The sequence below is a fragment of the Pantoea sp. B550 genome, from assembly GCF_024158165.1.
Taxonomy (GTDB): Bacteria; Pseudomonadota; Gammaproteobacteria; order Enterobacterales; family Enterobacteriaceae; genus Pantoea; species Pantoea alfalfae.
Genome location: NZ_JAMYXI010000003.1, coordinates 3,687,354 through 3,702,878, shown reverse-complemented (window position 1 = coordinate 3,702,878; position 15,525 = coordinate 3,687,354). Strand labels below are relative to the sequence as shown.

15 protein-coding genes and 3 tRNA genes are annotated in these 15,525 nt (G+C 53.6%); 13 read left to right on the top strand and 5 right to left on the bottom strand.

What is annotated here, in order from left to right; all coding sequences use genetic code 11:
* The first annotated feature begins 20 nt into the window (after positions 1-20).
* From NIM72_RS20370 to rnt, 3 genes are all read left to right on the top strand, one after another.
* Positions 21-1,118 carry an alkene reductase gene (locus tag NIM72_RS20370; protein WP_161732546.1) on the top strand — a complete coding sequence of 366 codons (1,098 nt, stop codon included), beginning with the start codon at positions 21-23 and terminating at the stop codon, positions 1,116-1,118.
* Positions 1,119-1,234: 116 nt separating this feature from the next.
* Positions 1,235-1,642 (top strand): lactoylglutathione lyase, encoded by a 408-nt coding sequence (gloA, locus tag NIM72_RS20365; RefSeq protein WP_008926200.1) that lies wholly within the window; start codon positions 1,235-1,237, stop codon positions 1,640-1,642.
* A 120-nt stretch (positions 1,643-1,762) separates the two neighbouring features.
* The gene (rnt, locus tag NIM72_RS20360; protein ID WP_161732548.1) at positions 1,763-2,431 is read left to right on the top strand and encodes a ribonuclease T; all 669 of its coding nucleotides are present in this window, start codon (positions 1,763-1,765) and stop codon (positions 2,429-2,431) included.
* A gap of 43 nt (positions 2,432-2,474) precedes the next feature.
* Here rnt and NIM72_RS20355 read toward each other — a convergent pair whose 3' ends face one another.
* A complete protein-coding gene (locus tag NIM72_RS20355; protein WP_253422150.1) occupies positions 2,475-2,810 on the bottom strand; it encodes a Grx4 family monothiol glutaredoxin in 336 nt (111 codons plus the stop codon).
* Between the two features lie 364 nt (positions 2,811-3,174).
* Here NIM72_RS20355 and NIM72_RS20350 point away from each other — a divergent pair, with 364 nt between their 5' ends.
* The gene (locus NIM72_RS20350; protein WP_161736478.1) at positions 3,175-3,984 is read left to right on the top strand and encodes a C40 family peptidase; all 810 of its coding nucleotides are present in this window, start codon (positions 3,175-3,177) and stop codon (positions 3,982-3,984) included.
* Between the two features lie 47 nt (positions 3,985-4,031).
* Here the strand turns inward: NIM72_RS20350 and NIM72_RS20345 are convergent, their stop codons facing one another.
* Positions 4,032-4,121, bottom strand: a complete 90-nt coding sequence (locus NIM72_RS20345) for a YnhF family membrane protein (RefSeq protein ID WP_095707274.1) — start codon at positions 4,119-4,121, stop codon at positions 4,032-4,034.
* A gap of 281 nt (positions 4,122-4,402) precedes the next feature.
* On the opposite strand from NIM72_RS20345, the gene purR reads away from it, so the two are divergent.
* Positions 4,403-5,428 carry an HTH-type transcriptional repressor PurR gene (gene purR, locus NIM72_RS20340; protein ID WP_253421755.1) on the top strand — a complete coding sequence of 342 codons (1,026 nt, stop codon included), beginning with the start codon at positions 4,403-4,405 and terminating at the stop codon, positions 5,426-5,428.
* Here purR and punR read toward each other — a convergent pair.
* Complete coding sequence (gene punR / locus NIM72_RS20335) at positions 5,425-6,330, bottom strand: DNA-binding transcriptional activator PunR (RefSeq protein WP_161736477.1); 906 nt, start codon at positions 6,328-6,330, stop codon at positions 5,425-5,427. The two genes, purR and punR, sit on opposite strands and share 4 nt — an antisense overlap.
* A gap of 107 nt (positions 6,331-6,437) precedes the next feature.
* Here punR and punC point away from each other — a divergent pair, with 107 nt between their 5' ends.
* Both punC and cfa read left to right on the top strand, forming a co-directional pair.
* Complete coding sequence (gene punC, locus NIM72_RS20330) at positions 6,438-7,640, top strand: purine nucleoside transporter PunC (protein ID WP_161736476.1); 1,203 nt, start codon at positions 6,438-6,440, stop codon at positions 7,638-7,640.
* A 310-nt stretch (positions 7,641-7,950) separates the two neighbouring features.
* The gene (gene cfa, locus NIM72_RS20325) at positions 7,951-9,099 is read left to right on the top strand and encodes a cyclopropane fatty acyl phospholipid synthase (RefSeq protein WP_161736475.1); all 1,149 of its coding nucleotides are present in this window, start codon (positions 7,951-7,953) and stop codon (positions 9,097-9,099) included.
* A gap of 339 nt (positions 9,100-9,438) precedes the next feature.
* On the opposite strand, the gene NIM72_RS20320 is transcribed toward cfa, so the two are convergent.
* On the bottom strand, positions 9,439-10,101 hold the full coding sequence (locus NIM72_RS20320; RefSeq protein ID WP_161736474.1) for a riboflavin synthase subunit alpha: 663 nt from the start codon (positions 10,099-10,101) through the stop codon (positions 9,439-9,441).
* Positions 10,102-10,304: 203 nt separating this feature from the next.
* Between NIM72_RS20320 and NIM72_RS20315 the strand changes: the two genes are divergently transcribed.
* From NIM72_RS20315 to NIM72_RS20290, 6 genes are all read left to right on the top strand, one after another.
* Positions 10,305-11,678 (top strand): MATE family efflux transporter, encoded by a 1,374-nt coding sequence (locus tag NIM72_RS20315; protein ID WP_253421753.1) that lies wholly within the window; start codon positions 10,305-10,307, stop codon positions 11,676-11,678.
* Between the two features lie 152 nt (positions 11,679-11,830).
* A tRNA-Val gene (locus NIM72_RS20310) sits at positions 11,831-11,907 on the top strand.
* Between the two features lie 3 nt (positions 11,908-11,910).
* A tRNA-Val gene (locus tag NIM72_RS20305) sits at positions 11,911-11,987 on the top strand.
* Between the two features lie 11 nt (positions 11,988-11,998).
* Positions 11,999-12,075 (top strand) — tRNA-Val (locus tag NIM72_RS20300).
* A gap of 344 nt (positions 12,076-12,419) precedes the next feature.
* Complete coding sequence (gene pykF / locus NIM72_RS20295) at positions 12,420-13,832, top strand: pyruvate kinase PykF (protein WP_033732486.1); 1,413 nt, start codon at positions 12,420-12,422, stop codon at positions 13,830-13,832.
* Between the two features lie 303 nt (positions 13,833-14,135).
* Positions 14,136-14,372, top strand: a complete 237-nt coding sequence (locus NIM72_RS20290) for a major outer membrane lipoprotein (RefSeq protein ID WP_003853216.1) — start codon at positions 14,136-14,138, stop codon at positions 14,370-14,372.
* Between the two features lie 81 nt (positions 14,373-14,453).
* Here NIM72_RS20290 and NIM72_RS20285 read toward each other — a convergent pair whose 3' ends face one another.
* Positions 14,454-15,479, bottom strand: coding sequence for a L,D-transpeptidase family protein (locus tag NIM72_RS20285; protein WP_253421750.1), 1,026 nt, complete (start codon positions 15,477-15,479; stop codon positions 14,454-14,456).
* Between the last annotated feature and the right edge of the window lie 46 nt (positions 15,480-15,525).

The window sequence follows — 15,525 nt, the reverse complement described above, 5'->3', positions numbered from 1 at the left end:
TCTACTAATCAGGAGCTATTATGGCGAGTACCCAGCTGTTTCGTCCGCTGAAAGTTGGCGCAATTACCGTCCCAAACCGCGTATTTATGGCACCGCTGACCCGTCTGCGCAGCATTGAGCCAGGCGACATCCCTACCCCGATGATGGCGGAGTATTACCGTCAGCGCGCCAGCGCCGGTCTGATCATCACCGAAGCAACCCAGATTTCTTTCCAGGCAAAAGGCTATGCCGGTGCGCCAGGCCTGCATACTCAACCACAGATTGCCGCATGGAAAGTGATTAACGAAGGTGTCCATCAGGCGGGCGGTCACACCGCAGTACAGTTATGGCACACCGGCCGTATCTCGCATAACAGCGTGCAGCCGGAAGGCAAAGCACCGGTCGCGCCATCAGCCATTGCTGCGGGTACGCGTACGTCACTGCGTGCTGAAGATGGCAGCGTCTATCGCGAAGACACGTCTGTACCGCGCGAACTGACCGTGCCTGAGATCCAGCAGATCGTAGCCGATTTTGGTCAGGCTGCGGCGAACGCACGTGAAGCAGACTTCGACCTGCTTGAGCTGCACTCCGCGCATGGCTACCTGATGCATCAGTTCCTGGCGCCGGGTTCAAACCAGCGTACTGACGAATATGGCGGCAGCATCGAAAAACGCGGTCGCTTTGCGCTGGAAGTGGTCGATGCGGTGATCGCTAACTGGTCTGCCGATCGTATTGGTATCCGCGTCTCGCCTATCGGCAGCTTCCAGAATCTGGACAACGGTCCGGACGAAGAAGAAGCGGCGCTGTGGTACATTGGCGAGCTGGCAAAACGCAACATCGCCTATCTGCATCTCTCAGAGCCAGACTGGGCCGGTGGTCAGCCTTACACCGACGCATTCCGTCAGAAAGTGCGTGATCTCTTCCCGGGTGCCATCATTGGTGCCGGTGCCTACACCGTTGAGAAAGCAGATGATCTGATTGGTCGCGGTCTGATCGATGCGGTTGCGTTTGGTCGTGATTACATTGCTAACCCGGATCTGGTTGAGCGTCTCCAGCAGGATGCCCCACTCAACCCACAGCGTCCGGAAAGCTTCTACGGCGGCGGCGCGGAAGGTTATATCGACTACCCGACGCTGTAATCCGTTTGGGCTGCCGTCCGGGACGATGACGGCAGCCATTATTCAATGGCGATTTTCGTCGCTATACTTAGCGCCTGGGTCATCCGGCGATGGCGTTTTATTTAAAAGAGGATGTTATGCGTTTACTTCATACCATGCTGCGCGTTGGCGATCTGCAACGTTCAATCGATTTCTACACCCGTGTGCTGGGCATGCGCGTGCTGCGTCAGAGTGAAAACACCGAATATAAATATACCCTGGCATTCGTGGGCTACACCGACGAAAGCGAAGGTGCGGTGATCGAGCTGACCTACAACTGGGGCGTTGATAAATATGACCTCGGTAATGCTTATGGTCATATCGCGCTGGGCGTCGATGACGCAGCAGCAGCCTGCGAACGTATCCGCAAAGATGGCGGCAATGTGACCCGTGAAGCGGGCCCGGTCAAAGGCGGCTCCACCATTATTGCCTTTGTTGAAGATCCCGATGGCTACAAAATCGAACTGATCGAAAACAAAGATGCCGGTAACGGCTTGGGCAACTAAACCTGCCTCTCAGCCTGCCTGATCAGGTGGGCTGAATCCCCTTCTCTGCGCTTCATCTGCTGCACCCGGCCCTGTTTTTTGCCATAATACGCGCTGCCCTTTTTCTGCAACGAGATCCTGATGTCTGAATCGAATTCCCCTAATGCACTCAATCAACGTTTCCGTGGCTTCTATCCGGTGGTGATCGACGTTGAAACCGCGGGTTTCAATGCGCAAACCGATGCGTTACTGGAGATTGCCGCTATCACGCTGAAAATGGATGAAGAGGGATGGATTCAGATTGATCAGACGCTGCATTTCAACGTCGAACCCTTTGTCGGCTCGCTTTTGCATCCGGAAGCGCTGGCCTTTACCGGTATCGATCCGAGTAATCCGCTGCGCGGCGCAGTCAGTGAATATGAAGCACTGCATGCCATTTTCAAAATGGTCCGCAAGGGTATTAAAGACAGCGGCTGCAATCGCGCCATTATGGTGGCGCACAATGCCACGTTTGATCTGAATTTCATGTCGGCGGCAGCAGAACGTGCCAGCCTGAAGCGCAACCCGTTTCACCCGTTTGCCACCTTTGATACTGCGGCCCTGAGCGGACTGGTGCTGGGTCAGACGGTGCTGGCGAAAGCCTGTATTGCGGCGGGAATGGAGTTTGACAGTACGCAGGCGCATTCTGCGCTCTATGACACTCAGCAGACAGCGACACTGTTCTGCGAGCTGGTAAACCGCTGGAAACGGTTAGGCGGCTGGCCACTGCCCTTCGCCGAGGGCGACGCAGACGCCTGCGCCTCCGCATAAGGGATGCCACAATGAAAAAGGCCGACATGATGTCGGCCTTTTTTTATTCTGCTTCTTTAAACTTTTCTGCAGTCTCTTTGATCAGTGTCTGCAGCTCACCACGTTGTAACATCTCAACGATGATATCGCATCCACCAACCAGCTCACCATCGACCCACAGCTGCGGAAAGGTCGGCCAGTTAGCGAATTTCGGCATCTCGGCACGAATGTCCGGGTTCTGCAGAATATCCACGTAAGCAAAACGCTCACCGCAGGCTGACAGCGCCTGCACCGCCTGTGCAGAGAAACCGCAGCTTGGCAGTTTCGGGGAACCTTTCATGTACAGCAGGATCGGGTTTTCTGCGATCTGGCGCTGAATTTTTTCTATAGTACTCATAATTGCCTTCCTTAATTCGTTACTTCGTGTTTGTTTATTGTAGCGACTTCGCAGCGTGACTGAAAACGAGATTTTACCGCTGTCCGATTAAATCGCCATCATTGTTAAGTTCCGCCTCGGGACGCCTGAATGCCTGATTATTAACAGCTGGTAACAGTTTAATAATTCGTAATAATTTCGTCGAGATAAGATGCTGAAAATGTTCATTTTCAGCGCGATTGCATGGGTTGCAAAGATTAATATTAAAAGGCATTACAGTTTTTAAAAGAACTGGACTAGAATGGCCTGGGCACTGATCCTGGATCAGATTAATCTCAACTTTGTCGCGGTGCGTAGTGGCCCTGACAACTTAACTAATCAACGGACTATGCGTTTAATCATTACGCTTTTCATGCTGGCCTTTGCGCAACTGTTTTTCAACGTCGCTGCTGCTTCCCCGCACACGCCGGTGAACGTCAGTACGCATAAAGCAGAAAAAAAGAGTGCGCGCGATGATGAGCGCCGCAAGCGTCGCCAGGTAAAAACGGTGACCAAAAAAACTCGCCTCAGCCCTGTTCAAAAACTCAAAACGAAAAAACAGAAAAAAGTCGAACTCACTGCTAAACAGACGCCTGCTAAGAAGACCTCGCTTAAAACCGCCCGTATCAGCAAAAGCAAAGAAAAAAATAAAGAAAAAAAACGCTATGGTCATCAGCGCCTGCTGAAAACCGCTGAGGTCACCACCAGCGAACCTGGCACGATTAAAATGAGCAAATCACACCGTCAGCGCTACCAGAAAGCGCGAGAAACCGCGATGACGAAGCTGATGGGACAGTTGGGTAAACCGTATCAGTGGGGCGGCACCTCACCACATACTGGTTTCGATTGCAGCGGTCTGGTCTGGTATGCCTATAAAGATCTGGTGAAGTTTAAGATCCCGCGTACCGCTAACGAGATGTATCACCTGCGTGACGCAGCACCGATTAAGCGTGAATCGCTGGAGAAAGGCGATCTGGTCTTCTTCCGCATTAACGGTCGCGGTACGGCGGACCACGTCGGCGTTTACCTGGGCGATGGCAAGTTTATTCAGTCGCCACGTACCGGCAAAGATATTCAGATCAGTGCATTAGGCGAAGATTACTGGCAGCGCCACTATATTGGTGCCCGTCGGGTGATGACGCCGAAAACCATTCGCTGAGCAGCACTACAGTCCGAAAAAAGCCGGGATTATCCCGGCTTTTTTTATTAGTGCAGAATGGCGGTAAAACTGAAAGCCACAATCATCAGCAGACAGCCGACAGTGGTCATTAACGCCAGTTTAAGATCGGTACTCATTGTTTGCTCCTTAGTCACACACTTTGTAGGGATATGGCATTTTCCCACAGGGTCCGGTAAAAATCTCGTTTTATCCGTTCAGCCTTGTTAGAATCTCGCCTTTGTTGCGCAACGCGTGCAACCCTGATTCCGTTTGCGCATCTTTTGAGGCGTTTTTTCTCCGCCAGAAGCCTGTTTACCGGCCAGAAAAGCCGCATTTTTGCGGAAAAAACCCTGAGCAGACGCAAACGTTTAACATTACGCTTATCATAGAGTTAGGTAAGCACTGGAGTCCGATTTTCATGGCAACAATTAAAGATGTGGCGAAACGCGCTGGCGTCTCAACGACCACCGTTTCGCACGTCATCAATAAAACCCGCTTTGTCGCTGAAGAGACGCGCGAGGCGGTCTGGCAGGCAATTAAAGAATTGCACTACTCGCCGAGCGCTGTAGCACGCAGTCTGAAAGTAAACCACACCAAGACGCTGGGTCTGCTTGCCACCTCCAGCGAAGCGCCCTATTTCGCTGAAATTATTGAGGCGGTTGAAAATCACTGTTTTGATAAAGGCTATACGCTGATTCTGGGTAATGCGCATAACGACCTGCAAAAACAGCGCGCCTACCTCAGCATGATGGCGCAGAAGCGTGTCGATGGCCTGCTGGTGATGTGCTCTGAGTATCCGGACGATCTGCTGCAGATGCTGGAAGAGAACCGCAATATCCCGATGGTGGTGATGGACTGGGGCGAATCGCGCGCCGACTTTACCGATACGGTTCTCGATAATGCCTTCCAGGGCGGCTATCTGGCGGGACGCTATCTGATTGAACGCGGACACCGCGATATCGGTGCCATTCCGGGTCAGATGGAGCGCAATACCGGCGGCGGACGCCATGCCGGTTTCCTGAAGGCACTGGAAGAAGCGGGAATTCAGCCGCGCGCGGAGTGGATTGTGCAGGGTGACTTTGAGCCAGAGTCGGGCTATCAGGCGATGCAGCAGATCCTGTCGCAAAAGCAGCGCCCGACCGCCGTCTTCTGCGGCGGCGACATCATGGCGATGGGGGCCATTTGCGCCGCCGACGAGATGGGTCTGCGCGTGCCGCAGGATATTTCGGTAATCGGTTATGACAATGTGCGCAACGCACGCTATTTCGCCCCTGCCCTGACCACGGTGCATCAGCCTAAAGCCCAGTTGGGTGAGAAGGCGCTGGATATGCTGCTCGACCGCATCACCAGTAAGCGCGAAGTGTCACAAACGATTGAAGTCCATCCGACGCTGATTGAGCGCCGTTCAGTGACCGATGGTCCGTTCCGCGACTATCGCCGCTAATCCTCGCTTAACCACTCCTGATTAAGCGTTTGCGCATCACCCAGATAGCTGAGCAACCAGCCTGTCGCCGGTGATGCGCGATCCTCGGCCCAGCTAACGCAGCAGGGGCTGTCCGGAAATGCTACCGGAAGCGTTAGCTCCACCAGCTCGCCACTGTCGAGCAGTGGCCTGGCCAGATGCCCCGGCACCATCGCCACGCACAAGCCCGCCTGCACGCATTCCAGTCCGGTTTGCCACTCCGGCACCACCAGCCTGCGCTGGTTATCCAGCGTCCATGTCATACGACGCGGCAGTGCGCGTGATGTATCTTCCAGCACCAGGGACGGCCAGCTACGCAGCGTGTCGTCATCTATCTGGCTCGCCTGCGTCAGCGGATGATCGGGCGCGACCACGCAGCGCCAGTTGAGCGTACCCATATCGCGAAACGCAAACCGTCCGCCCACCGGAATTGCCTGGGTGGCCCCAATCGCAACTTCTACCCGGCCATCGGCCAGCGCATCCCAGACACCATTAAAAACTTCATAGCTGATGATCAGCTCCATATCGGGGAAGTGGCGATAGAAATCTTTGACCAGCTGCCGGGTGCGCTGAGGTTTGGCGATACGGTCAACGGCAATGCTGAGCTGCCCGCGCCAGCCATTGGCCAGCTGCTGACACTGCCGCCGTGTAGCAAGCATTTTTTTGATGACGCTGCGCCCTTCCCGGACAAAATGTTCGCCTGCTGGCGTCAGCACCACTTCACGATGCTGGCGTTCGAACAGCGGCACCGCCAGCCAGTTTTCCAGCTGACGCACTGTATAGCTGATGGCAGAAGGTACCCGATGCAGCTCCTGCGCGGCTGCGCTGAAGCTGCCCCCTCGGGCAACCGCGTCAACGACCTCTAATGCATATTCTGACCACATAATCTGCCTTCAAAAATTTTAACAGCAACCGGCAAATATTACCGTTTCACAGCGGCAAACGCACCTTTTACACTCTGCCGCGTTTATCCTGCAAAAATGAGAATGAGATGCTGTCGAATAAAGGATTTATGCCCTATCTTGCCCTGCTGAGCATGCTCGGCTTTTTAGCCACTGACATGTATCTGCCCGCCTTTGGTGCGATGCAGCACACCTTTAATACCTCGCCCGGCCTGATTAGCGCCAGTATGAGCCTCTTTCTGGGAGGCTTTGCCGTGGGTCAGCTTTTCTGGGGACCGCTCTCCGACCGCATCGGCCGTAAGCCGGTGCTGCTGGCCGGACTGACCCTGTTTGGCGTCGGCTGTGCGGGCATGCTGTGGGTGAATGATATTACTCTGATGCTGGCGCTGCGCTTTGTGCAGGCCATTGGCGTCTGTGCTGCCGCCGTGAGCTGGCAGGCATTGGTGGTGGATCGCTACCCCGCCGCGCGCGCCAACAAAGTCTTTGCAACGATTATGCCGCTGGTTGCGCTCTCCCCGGCGCTGGCCCCGTTGCTGGGTGCCTGGCTGATCGGTCACTTCCACTGGCGTTCGATTTTTCTGGTGCTGACACTGATTGCGGTGGCGTTGATTCTGACCACCCTGCGTCTGCCCACAGTACGCCCGGAAGCACGCGAAAAAGGAGCACAGCCCGGCTTTCTCACCCTGCTGAAATCCCGGGTCTACAGCGGCAACGTGCTGATCTACTCTGCCTGTTCTGCCAGCTTCTTTGCCTGGCTGACCGGATCGCCGTTCATTCTGGCGGATCTGGGTCTCTCGCCCGCCGATATCGGCCTGAGTTATGTACCCCAGACCCTCGCCTTTTTAATCGGTGGATTTGGCTGTCGCGCCCTGCTCAACCGCTTTAACGGCGCACAGCTGCTCCCCTGGCTGTTAGGCGTCTACAGCCTGAGCATTCTGGCGCTGTTTGCTGTTGCACTTGCAGGCAACAGTACGCTGGTGAGCCTGATGGTGCCGTTCTGTGGGATGGCGCTGGCTAACGGCGCAATTTATCCGATTGTGGTTTCCAGTGCGCTGACGCCCTTCCCGCACGCCACCGGTAAAGCGGCCGCATTGCAGAACACCTTACAACTCGGACTCTGCTTCGCTGCAAGCCTGGCAGTCTCTGCCGGATTAACCCAGGCGCTGTTTACCACTACGCTGATAATGACGGTAACGATTCTGCTGGCGCTACTCGGTTACGCCATGCAGCGTACCGCAAGCGCACAATCTGTTGTTGCCTCTCCGCAACCTGCCTGCCAGGATAACCAGTGACACATTGACTTTTTCGTTAGCATCCTAACAATAAGTCATTGAATATTGACCCGCGTGAGAATATACTCATTCGGGTCAACAAACCTGTAATAAATCAATAATATACTAACGTAATAATCTGATTGGCACCCTGTTGCCGGGACGGTATTCGCGCGCGTTATTCTTAGCCTGACCGACCTGCTGCAGGCTATTCCAGTCCTCTGTATCACACAGTCAACCGGTGTGCGGAATCATCCGTACCGTTTCTCAATGCCTGACAAAATTGACTACTCTTTGTTCAGGTTCAGATTGGACAGGTGGTGGAAAAGCTATGAGTTCATCTTATGCAGAAGCAGTGAGCCCTGAAGAAAACCATTGGTATCGCATCGTCCACGAAATGCTGGAAAAAGCGGATATTGAAATTAATGGTTCACGTCCCTGGGATATTCATATTAATCATCCCGGCTTTTTTAAGCGCGTTCTGCAGGAAGGATCGCTTGGGCTCGGTGAGAGCTACATGGATGGGTGGTGGGAGTGCGACCGGCTGGATATTTTCTTCCATCAGGTGCTTAAACATAAACTCGATCAGCAACTCCCGCATCACTTTAAAGATACGCTGCGCATCGCCGCTGCCCGCTTAACCAATCTGCAGTCGAAAAAGCGGGCCTGGATTGTCGGTAAAGAGCATTACGACCTGGGTAACGATCTCTTTTCACTGATGCTTGACCCCTATATGCAATATTCCTGTGGCTACTGGAAAGAGGCCACGACCCTGGCGACGGCGCAGGAAGCCAAGCTGGATATGATTTGCCGTAAATTAGCGCTGGAACCGGGAATGTCGCTGCTGGATATCGGCTGTGGCTGGGGCGGACTCGCGGAATTTGCCGCACGTCATTATGGCGTTAAAGTGCATGGCGTGACGATTTCCGCCGAACAACAGAAACTGGCGCAGCAGCGCTGTAGCGGATTAGATGTCACGATTCTGTTGCAGGATTATCGCGATCTGAATGAGCAGTTTGATCGCATCGTTTCAGTAGGCATGTTCGAGCATGTCGGGCCAAAGAATTACGCCACCTATTTTGATGTGGTTGATCGTAATTTAAAACCTGATGGTATTTTCCTTCTTCACACCATTGGCGCGATTAAAACCGATATGAGCGTCGATCCCTGGATTGACAAATATATCTTCCCTAACGGCTGCCTGCCTTCAGTGCGTCACGTGGCGGATGCCAGCGAGCCCCATTTTATTCTGGAAGACTGGCATAACTTCGGGGCCGATTACGACAAAACGTTGATGGCCTGGCATGAGCGCTTTTTGCAGGCCTGGCCGGCGCTGGCAGACAACTATGGCGAACGCTTTAAGCGAATGTTCTCCTATTATCTCAATGCCTGTGCCGGTGCCTTCCGGGCGCGCGATATTCAGCTGTGGCAGATTGTGTTCAGCCGCGGTGTTGAGGGTGGATTACGGGTGGCGCGATAGGGAGTATAAAAGCTGGTAATTACGAAGGCGCTTTCCCGGCCGAAGACCTGAAAAGAAAGGTCTGTTTTGCTTTAACAGGGAGCGTTGCGCACGAAACGGGGTCAGATCGGAAAGTCGCAAAACCCGTCATCCCTGACATGTTCGGCCCGCGCGATTACGCACCTCATCCCTGAGGTGCGCCCGTTAACGGGCCAACACGTTGCGTTGTTCAAAAACGCCTGGCGTTTTTGTCCATAGCGCGAGACGCTTTCCTCTTCTGACCTGATTCCCTGCGCCCTGAACTTTTATAATGCTGACAGATTAAAACCGATTTGGCTGCCTGCAGCGCTTACACGCCTTTTATTCATTCTCGGAGGCTGAATGGCCGGTCAGCATGCTCATTGCTGCCGCGGCATCGCGCTGTGCTAACACCCGCTCAACGGTCTCTACAATTGCCTGCGTGTGCGGATCGATCTCAATATTGACCCGGTCGCCAAACGTCTTCGTGCCCAGAGTGGTGCGCTCCAGCGTTTCCGGGATCAGATAGACACAGAATTTAGTCTTTGTCACATCGCCTACCGTCAGACTGATGCCGTCGATACCGACAAAACCTTTATGCAGGATATATTTCATCTGCATTGGATCCTGGATTTTAAACCAGACTTCGCGATTGTGTTCTGACTGGATAATCTTGCAGATTTCAGCGGTGGTCATAATATGACCTGACATCAGATGACCGCCTATTTCATCGCTGAATTTCGCTGCACGCTCAATATTAACCACATCGCCCTGACGTAAATCGCCAAGGTTAGTGACCCGCAGCGTCTCTTTAATTAAATCAAAACTGACGCAATCGCCTTCAATGGCCGTTACGGTTAAACAGCAACCGTTATGGGCAACAGATGCGCCCAGCGCCAGGCCCGGTAAGAGCTCTTCCGGCAGTCGGACAGTGTGGGTACGAAACAGTTCTTTTTCTTCAATGGACACGATTTCTGCGGTGCCCTGCACAATACCGGTAAACATAGTCTTTGCCTCTGCGAAGTTTACGCTAGTTTATCACAGCTCCGGTAGGCTGTTAGAATTCAGCCCGCGCCGCCTCTGTAATCTGTGGCAAAACGCATTGTGTGACAAAGATTGGCGAATTCTGTTACCCCGGTTACACTGGTTCGCGCTATTCCCAAGGGCTTTTCTGCCCTTTTAATTCATTTAATAAGTCAGGTGTTAACGTGCAGAAGTATTTAACAGAAGCGCGTCAATTGCTGGCCCTTGCGATTCCGGTCATCCTTGCTCAGGTGGCCCAAACCGCAATGGGATTTGTGGATACCATTATGGCCGGCGCAGTCAGCGCCACGGATATGGCCGCCGTTGCTGTCGGCACCTCTGTCTGGCTTCCGGCCATCCTGTTTGGTCATGGTCTTCTGCTTGCATTGACGCCCACCGTTGCGCAACTCAACGGTTCAGGCCGCCGCGAACGCATCGGCGAACAGATCCGCCAGGGCTACTGGCTCGCCTTTTTTGTCTCACTGCTGATTATGGTGCTGCTGTGGCACGCCGGTTATCTTATCCGGGCGATGCATGACATCGATCCCGCGCTGGCGCTTAAAGCCGAGGGCTATCTGCATGCCCTGCTGTTCGGCGCGCCAGGCTATCTCTTCTTTCAGGTACTGCGTAATCAGTGCGAGGGGCTGTCGAAAACCAAACCCGGCATGGTGCTGGGCTTTCTGGGCCTGATGTTTAACATCCCGCTGAACTATGTCTTTATCTACGGCCACTTCGGCATGCCCGCGTTGGGCGGTGTCGGCTGCGGCGTGGCAACGGCATCGGTCTACTGGGTGATGTTTATCTGCATGCGCTTCTGGGTGCGCCGGATGGGCAGCATGCGCGATATCCGTATGGAGAGCCGCTGGTCGCCGCCTTCGCGTCCGATTCTGAGCCGTCTCATGACGCTGGGATTGCCGGTGGCACTGGCGCTGTTCTTTGAGGTCACGCTATTTGCCGTTGTGGCCCTGCTGGTTTCACCACTGGGGATCGTGAATGTGGCCGGTCACCAGATCGCGCTGAACTTCAGTTCACTGATGTTTGTATTACCGCTGTCGCTGGGCGTCGCAACCACCATCCGCGTCGGCTATCGTCTGGGTCAGGGTTCTACCGAGCAGGCAAAAGTCGCCGCCTGGACCGCTCAGGGTGTGGGCATCAGCATGGCAGCGCTGACCGCGATTTTTACCGTGACGTTTCGTCACCAGATTGCCCTGCTCTATAACGACAACCCTGAAGTGGTCACACTGGCGGCGCAGTTGATGCTGCTGGCAGCGATTTATCAGTTCTCGGACTCGATACAGGTGATTGGCAGCGGGATCCTGCGTGGGTATAAAGACACAAGGTCCATTTTCTTTATTACCTTTATCGCTTACTGGCTGCTGGGACTGCCCGCCGGGTATCTGCTGGCGCTGACTGACTGGCTGGTGCCCCAGATGGGGCCAGCAGGCTTCTGGTGCGGCTTTATTATCGGTCTGACCTCGGCGGCAGTCATGATGATCTGGCGCATCAGACGCTTACAGCGGTCACCTGCGGAAATCATTCTGGCGCGCGCGGCGCGATAACCGTAAAAGCGGGTTAATTATGGCCCGCGATGACGAAAAAAACGACGGTTAGCACAGTTGCTGCTCAGTCATGGCGAAAAAACTATTTTCCCCTTGCCAGGCTTCTGCGCTGCCGTTAATATTCGTCCCCGCTGTCGCCCTGACAGCATGTTGCGCTCTTAGCTCAGTTGGTTAGAGCACCACCTTGACATGGTGGGGGTCGATGGTTCGAGTCCATTAGAGCGCACCAAGTGCGTCCGTAGCTCAGTTGGTTAGAGCACCACCTTGACATGGTGGGGGTCGGTGGTTCGAGTCCACTCGGACGCACCAATATTCAGTATGCGCTCTTAGCTCAGTTGGTTAGAGCACCACCTTGACATGGTGGGGGTCGATGGTTCGAGTCCATTAGAGCGCACCACTTTCAGAATTTCTTCAGCTTGCGCAACTCTCCCTTTTATTGATCTGCATCGCTCCCCCCTCTGCTTTTTGATTGGTTTTCGCATACTTAGCGTCTATACTGTCCCGCGTTGCTTACTTGAAAGGTTTCAGCGATCACGTGCTTACTGCGATAACTCAAATGATTTGCGCAACAACAGCGTGGTGGTTACCAACCGTAACCACACAACTTCCCTGCACGCCTGGCCTTCGTCACCTATTCTTACTCAGTACTGCCCATTTCAGTCTCAATCAGAATTTTCACTTCGATGCGCTGCCATCGGATTTCGCCCTTATTCATCCATCACAACTTACAGAAAATCCGTCATGAAAAAGACTAAAATCGTTTGTACAATCGGCCCGAAAACCGAATCCGAAGAGATGCTGACTCAACTGCTTGAAGCGGGCATGAATGTTATGCGTCTTAACTTCTCTCACGGCGACTACGCTGAGCATGGTCAACGCATAACTAATATGCGTGCCGTCATGCAAAAAACCGGTCGTCAGGCGGCTATCCTGCTGGACACCAAAGGCCCTGAAATCCGCACCATGAAGCTGGAAGGCGGCAACGATGCGGCGCTAAAAGCTGGCCAGACCTTTACCTTCACTACCGACCAGAGTGTGATCGGCAACAGCGAACGCGTTGCGGTGACCTACCCGGGTTTCACAGCCGACCTGAAAATTGGTAACACCGTGCTGGTCGATGATGGACTGATTGGCATGGAAGTGACCGAAGTCACTGAAAATACCGTCGTGTGCAAAGTCCTGAACAATGGCGATCTGGGTGAGAACAAAGGCGTTAACCTGCCGGGCGTCTCCATCCAGCTGCCTGCTCTGGCTGAGAAAGACAAGCGCGACCTGATTTTTGGTTGTGAGCAGGGCGTAGATTTTGTCGCCGCCTCTTTCATCCGCAAGCGTTCAGACGTCCTGGAAATTCGTGAGCACCTGAAACAGCACGGCGGCGAGCATATCCAGATCATCTCTAAAATCGAAAACCAGGAAGGCCTGAATAACTTCGACGAAATTCTCGAAGCGTCAGACGGCATCATGGTTGCGCGTGGTGACCTGGGTGTTGAGATCCCGGTCGAAGAAGTGATCTTCGCGCAGAAGATGATGATCAAAAAATGTAATAAAGCACGCAAAGTTGTTATCACCGCGACGCAGATGCTTGATTCCATGATCAAGAACCCGCGCCCTACCCGTGCAGAAGCCGGTGACGTAGCGAACGCCATCCTCGACGGTACCGATGCAGTCATGCTGTCTGGTGAGAGCGCTAAGGGTCGTTATCCGCTGGAGTCGGTCACCATCATGGCGACCATCTGTGAGCGTACCGACCGCGTCATGAAGTCACGCATCGACAGCCAGAACGATACCCGCAAGCTGCGTATCACTGAAGCAGTCTGCCGTGGTGCGGTAGAGACGGCTGAGAAGCTGGAAGCGCCACTGATTGTGGTCGCGACCGAAGGTGGTAAGTCTGCTAAAGCCGTACGTAAATATTTCCCGAACGCCACCATTCTGGCACTGACCACCAATCAGACCACCGCACGTCAGCTGATCCTGAGCAAAGGGATCGAGACCCGTCTGGTCACTGAAATCGCCTCAACCGATGATTTCTATCGTCTGGGTAAAGAAGCCGCGCTGGAAAGTGGTTATGGACAGAAAGGTGATGTTGTGGTGCTGGTGTCAGGTGCATTAGTACCAAGCGGAACTACCAACACTGCCTCTGTACACGTACTGTAAAACTCTTTTTTGCCATTATTTTAAAGCGCCTTAATGAGGCGCTTTTTTTATTTCTACTTAAACCAAATCCGGGAAAATTCCAATCGAAAATAACTATTCAAATACTCTTAATATTAAGGTTAATCCGATTAAATCTCTCTGTTTTCGCTAAATTTTTTTATCATATTCTGGGATTCGCTGCTTCTTTGAGCGAACGATCAAATTTAAGCATCTTCTCATCAAAAATTTATTCTCAACTTAAAAAGCTTTGTGTAATACTTGTAACGCTACATGGAGATTAACTCAATCTAGAGGGTATAAATAATGAATCGTACTAAACTGGTACTGGGCGCGGTAGTTCTGGCTTCAACTATGCTGGCTGGTTGCTCAAGCAACGCTAAAATCGACCAGCTGTCTTCAGACGTTCAGACTCTGAACGCTAAAGTTGACCAGCTGAGCAACGACGTGAACGCAGTGCGTTCAGACGTTCAGGCTGCTAAAGATGACGCAGCTCGCGCTAACCAGCGTCTGGACAACCAGGCTCACTCTTACCGTAAGTAAGAGTTCTGGTTTAAAAATGGCGCCTTTATGGCGCCATTTTTTTTGCTCCGAATTCAGTGCCCTCCACAGACACTTATCCAGTCAGGGTTGAACCGCGTTACCCTCAGCCTGTGTCACCGGGCTATCAGCCCCCACAGATGCACTCTCCAGCCCCGCAGGCGGCACGGTATCACTTTGCACCGGCTCGCCACTGCTGACCAGTACAGGCATGCCTGAGCGTCGCGTTAAGCTGGCTTTAATCAGCGCGCTATCACTCTTCTCACTCTTCATGAATTTCTTCAGGTCACTGCCGATCGCAATGGCCATGGTCTGTGGATCGTCTTTATCGTTACGCGACAGCGGCTGATGCACTTCCACGTAGCGTTTTCCATCCGGCTCCACCGCGTACTTAACCGGCTGATTGATGATCTGAACACGCGTGCCTTTGGGGACGGCGTTGAATAGCGCTTCTATATCCTCTGAACGCAGACGGATACAGCCTGAACTGACCCGCATGCCGATGCCAAACTTCGCATTGGTGCCGTGGATCAGATACTGGCCGGTACCCCGAGCCAGACGCATGGCGAACTGTCCCATTGGATTATCCGGTCCGGCTGGTACCACGCCAGGCAATGTAATGCCCTCTCTGGCGTAGCGCTTGCGAATGTTAGCCGTGGGGGTCCAGGTCGGATTCGGGATTTTCTGGCTGATCTGGGTCACCATGACCGGCGTTGCCGCACCCAATTGGCCAATGCCGATGGGATGGACGATAACCTTATCTTCCCCTTTGGGATAGTAGTAGAGACGCAGCTCGGCCAGATTCACCACAATCCCTTCGCGTGGCGTGTCGGGCAGGATCATCTGCAGCGGTACCGTCAGTTGGGTACCCGCTTTGGGCAGCCAGGGATCGGTGCCGGGATTCGCCTCCAGCATGCCCAGCAGCCCGACCTGGTAGCGGGCTGCAATGGCTTCCAGTGGTTGTTTATCATCAGGAACCTGAGTCAGAACGTTTTCGCCAATCAGGCGACTGTCAGGCGGTGGCAGCGGGTATTCGGTGGCGAATGCGGGTGCAGAGAGCCCAAAGCAGGTCAGCAGCAATGCACCGGCTAAACGTAAAGCAGGTTTCATGCAATTTTCTCGTCAGATAAAAAAACAGACGCCGGATGGCGTCTGT

Bases quoted from the DNA above. Each gene is read 5' to 3' on its own strand.
- gloA (WP_008926200.1), top strand. From the start codon at position 1,235: ATGCGTTTACTTCATACCATGCTGCGCGTTGGCGATCTGCAACGTTCA.
- pykF (WP_033732486.1), top strand. From the start codon at position 12,420: ATGAAAAAGACTAAAATCGTTTGTACAATCGGCCCGAAAACCGAATCC.
- rnt (WP_161732548.1), top strand. From the start codon at position 1,763: ATGTCTGAATCGAATTCCCCTAATGCACTCAATCAACGTTTCCGTGGC.
- cfa (WP_161736475.1), top strand. From the start codon at position 7,951: ATGAGTTCATCTTATGCAGAAGCAGTGAGCCCTGAAGAAAACCATTGG.
- purR (WP_253421755.1), top strand. From the start codon at position 4,403: ATGGCAACAATTAAAGATGTGGCGAAACGCGCTGGCGTCTCAACGACC.
- NIM72_RS20320 (WP_161736474.1), bottom strand. From the start codon at position 10,101: ATGTTTACCGGTATTGTGCAGGGCACCGCAGAAATCGTGTCCATTGAA.
- NIM72_RS20350 (WP_161736478.1), top strand. From the start codon at position 3,175: ATGCGTTTAATCATTACGCTTTTCATGCTGGCCTTTGCGCAACTGTTT.
- NIM72_RS20285 (WP_253421750.1), bottom strand. From the start codon at position 15,479: ATGAAACCTGCTTTACGTTTAGCCGGTGCATTGCTGCTGACCTGCTTT.
- punR (WP_161736477.1), bottom strand. From the start codon at position 6,330: ATGTGGTCAGAATATGCATTAGAGGTCGTTGACGCGGTTGCCCGAGGG.
- punC (WP_161736476.1), top strand. From the start codon at position 6,438: ATGCTGTCGAATAAAGGATTTATGCCCTATCTTGCCCTGCTGAGCATG.
- NIM72_RS20345 (WP_095707274.1), bottom strand. From the start codon at position 4,121: ATGAGTACCGATCTTAAACTGGCGTTAATGACCACTGTCGGCTGTCTG.
- NIM72_RS20370 (WP_161732546.1), top strand. From the start codon at position 21: ATGGCGAGTACCCAGCTGTTTCGTCCGCTGAAAGTTGGCGCAATTACC.
- NIM72_RS20290 (WP_003853216.1), top strand. From the start codon at position 14,136: ATGAATCGTACTAAACTGGTACTGGGCGCGGTAGTTCTGGCTTCAACT.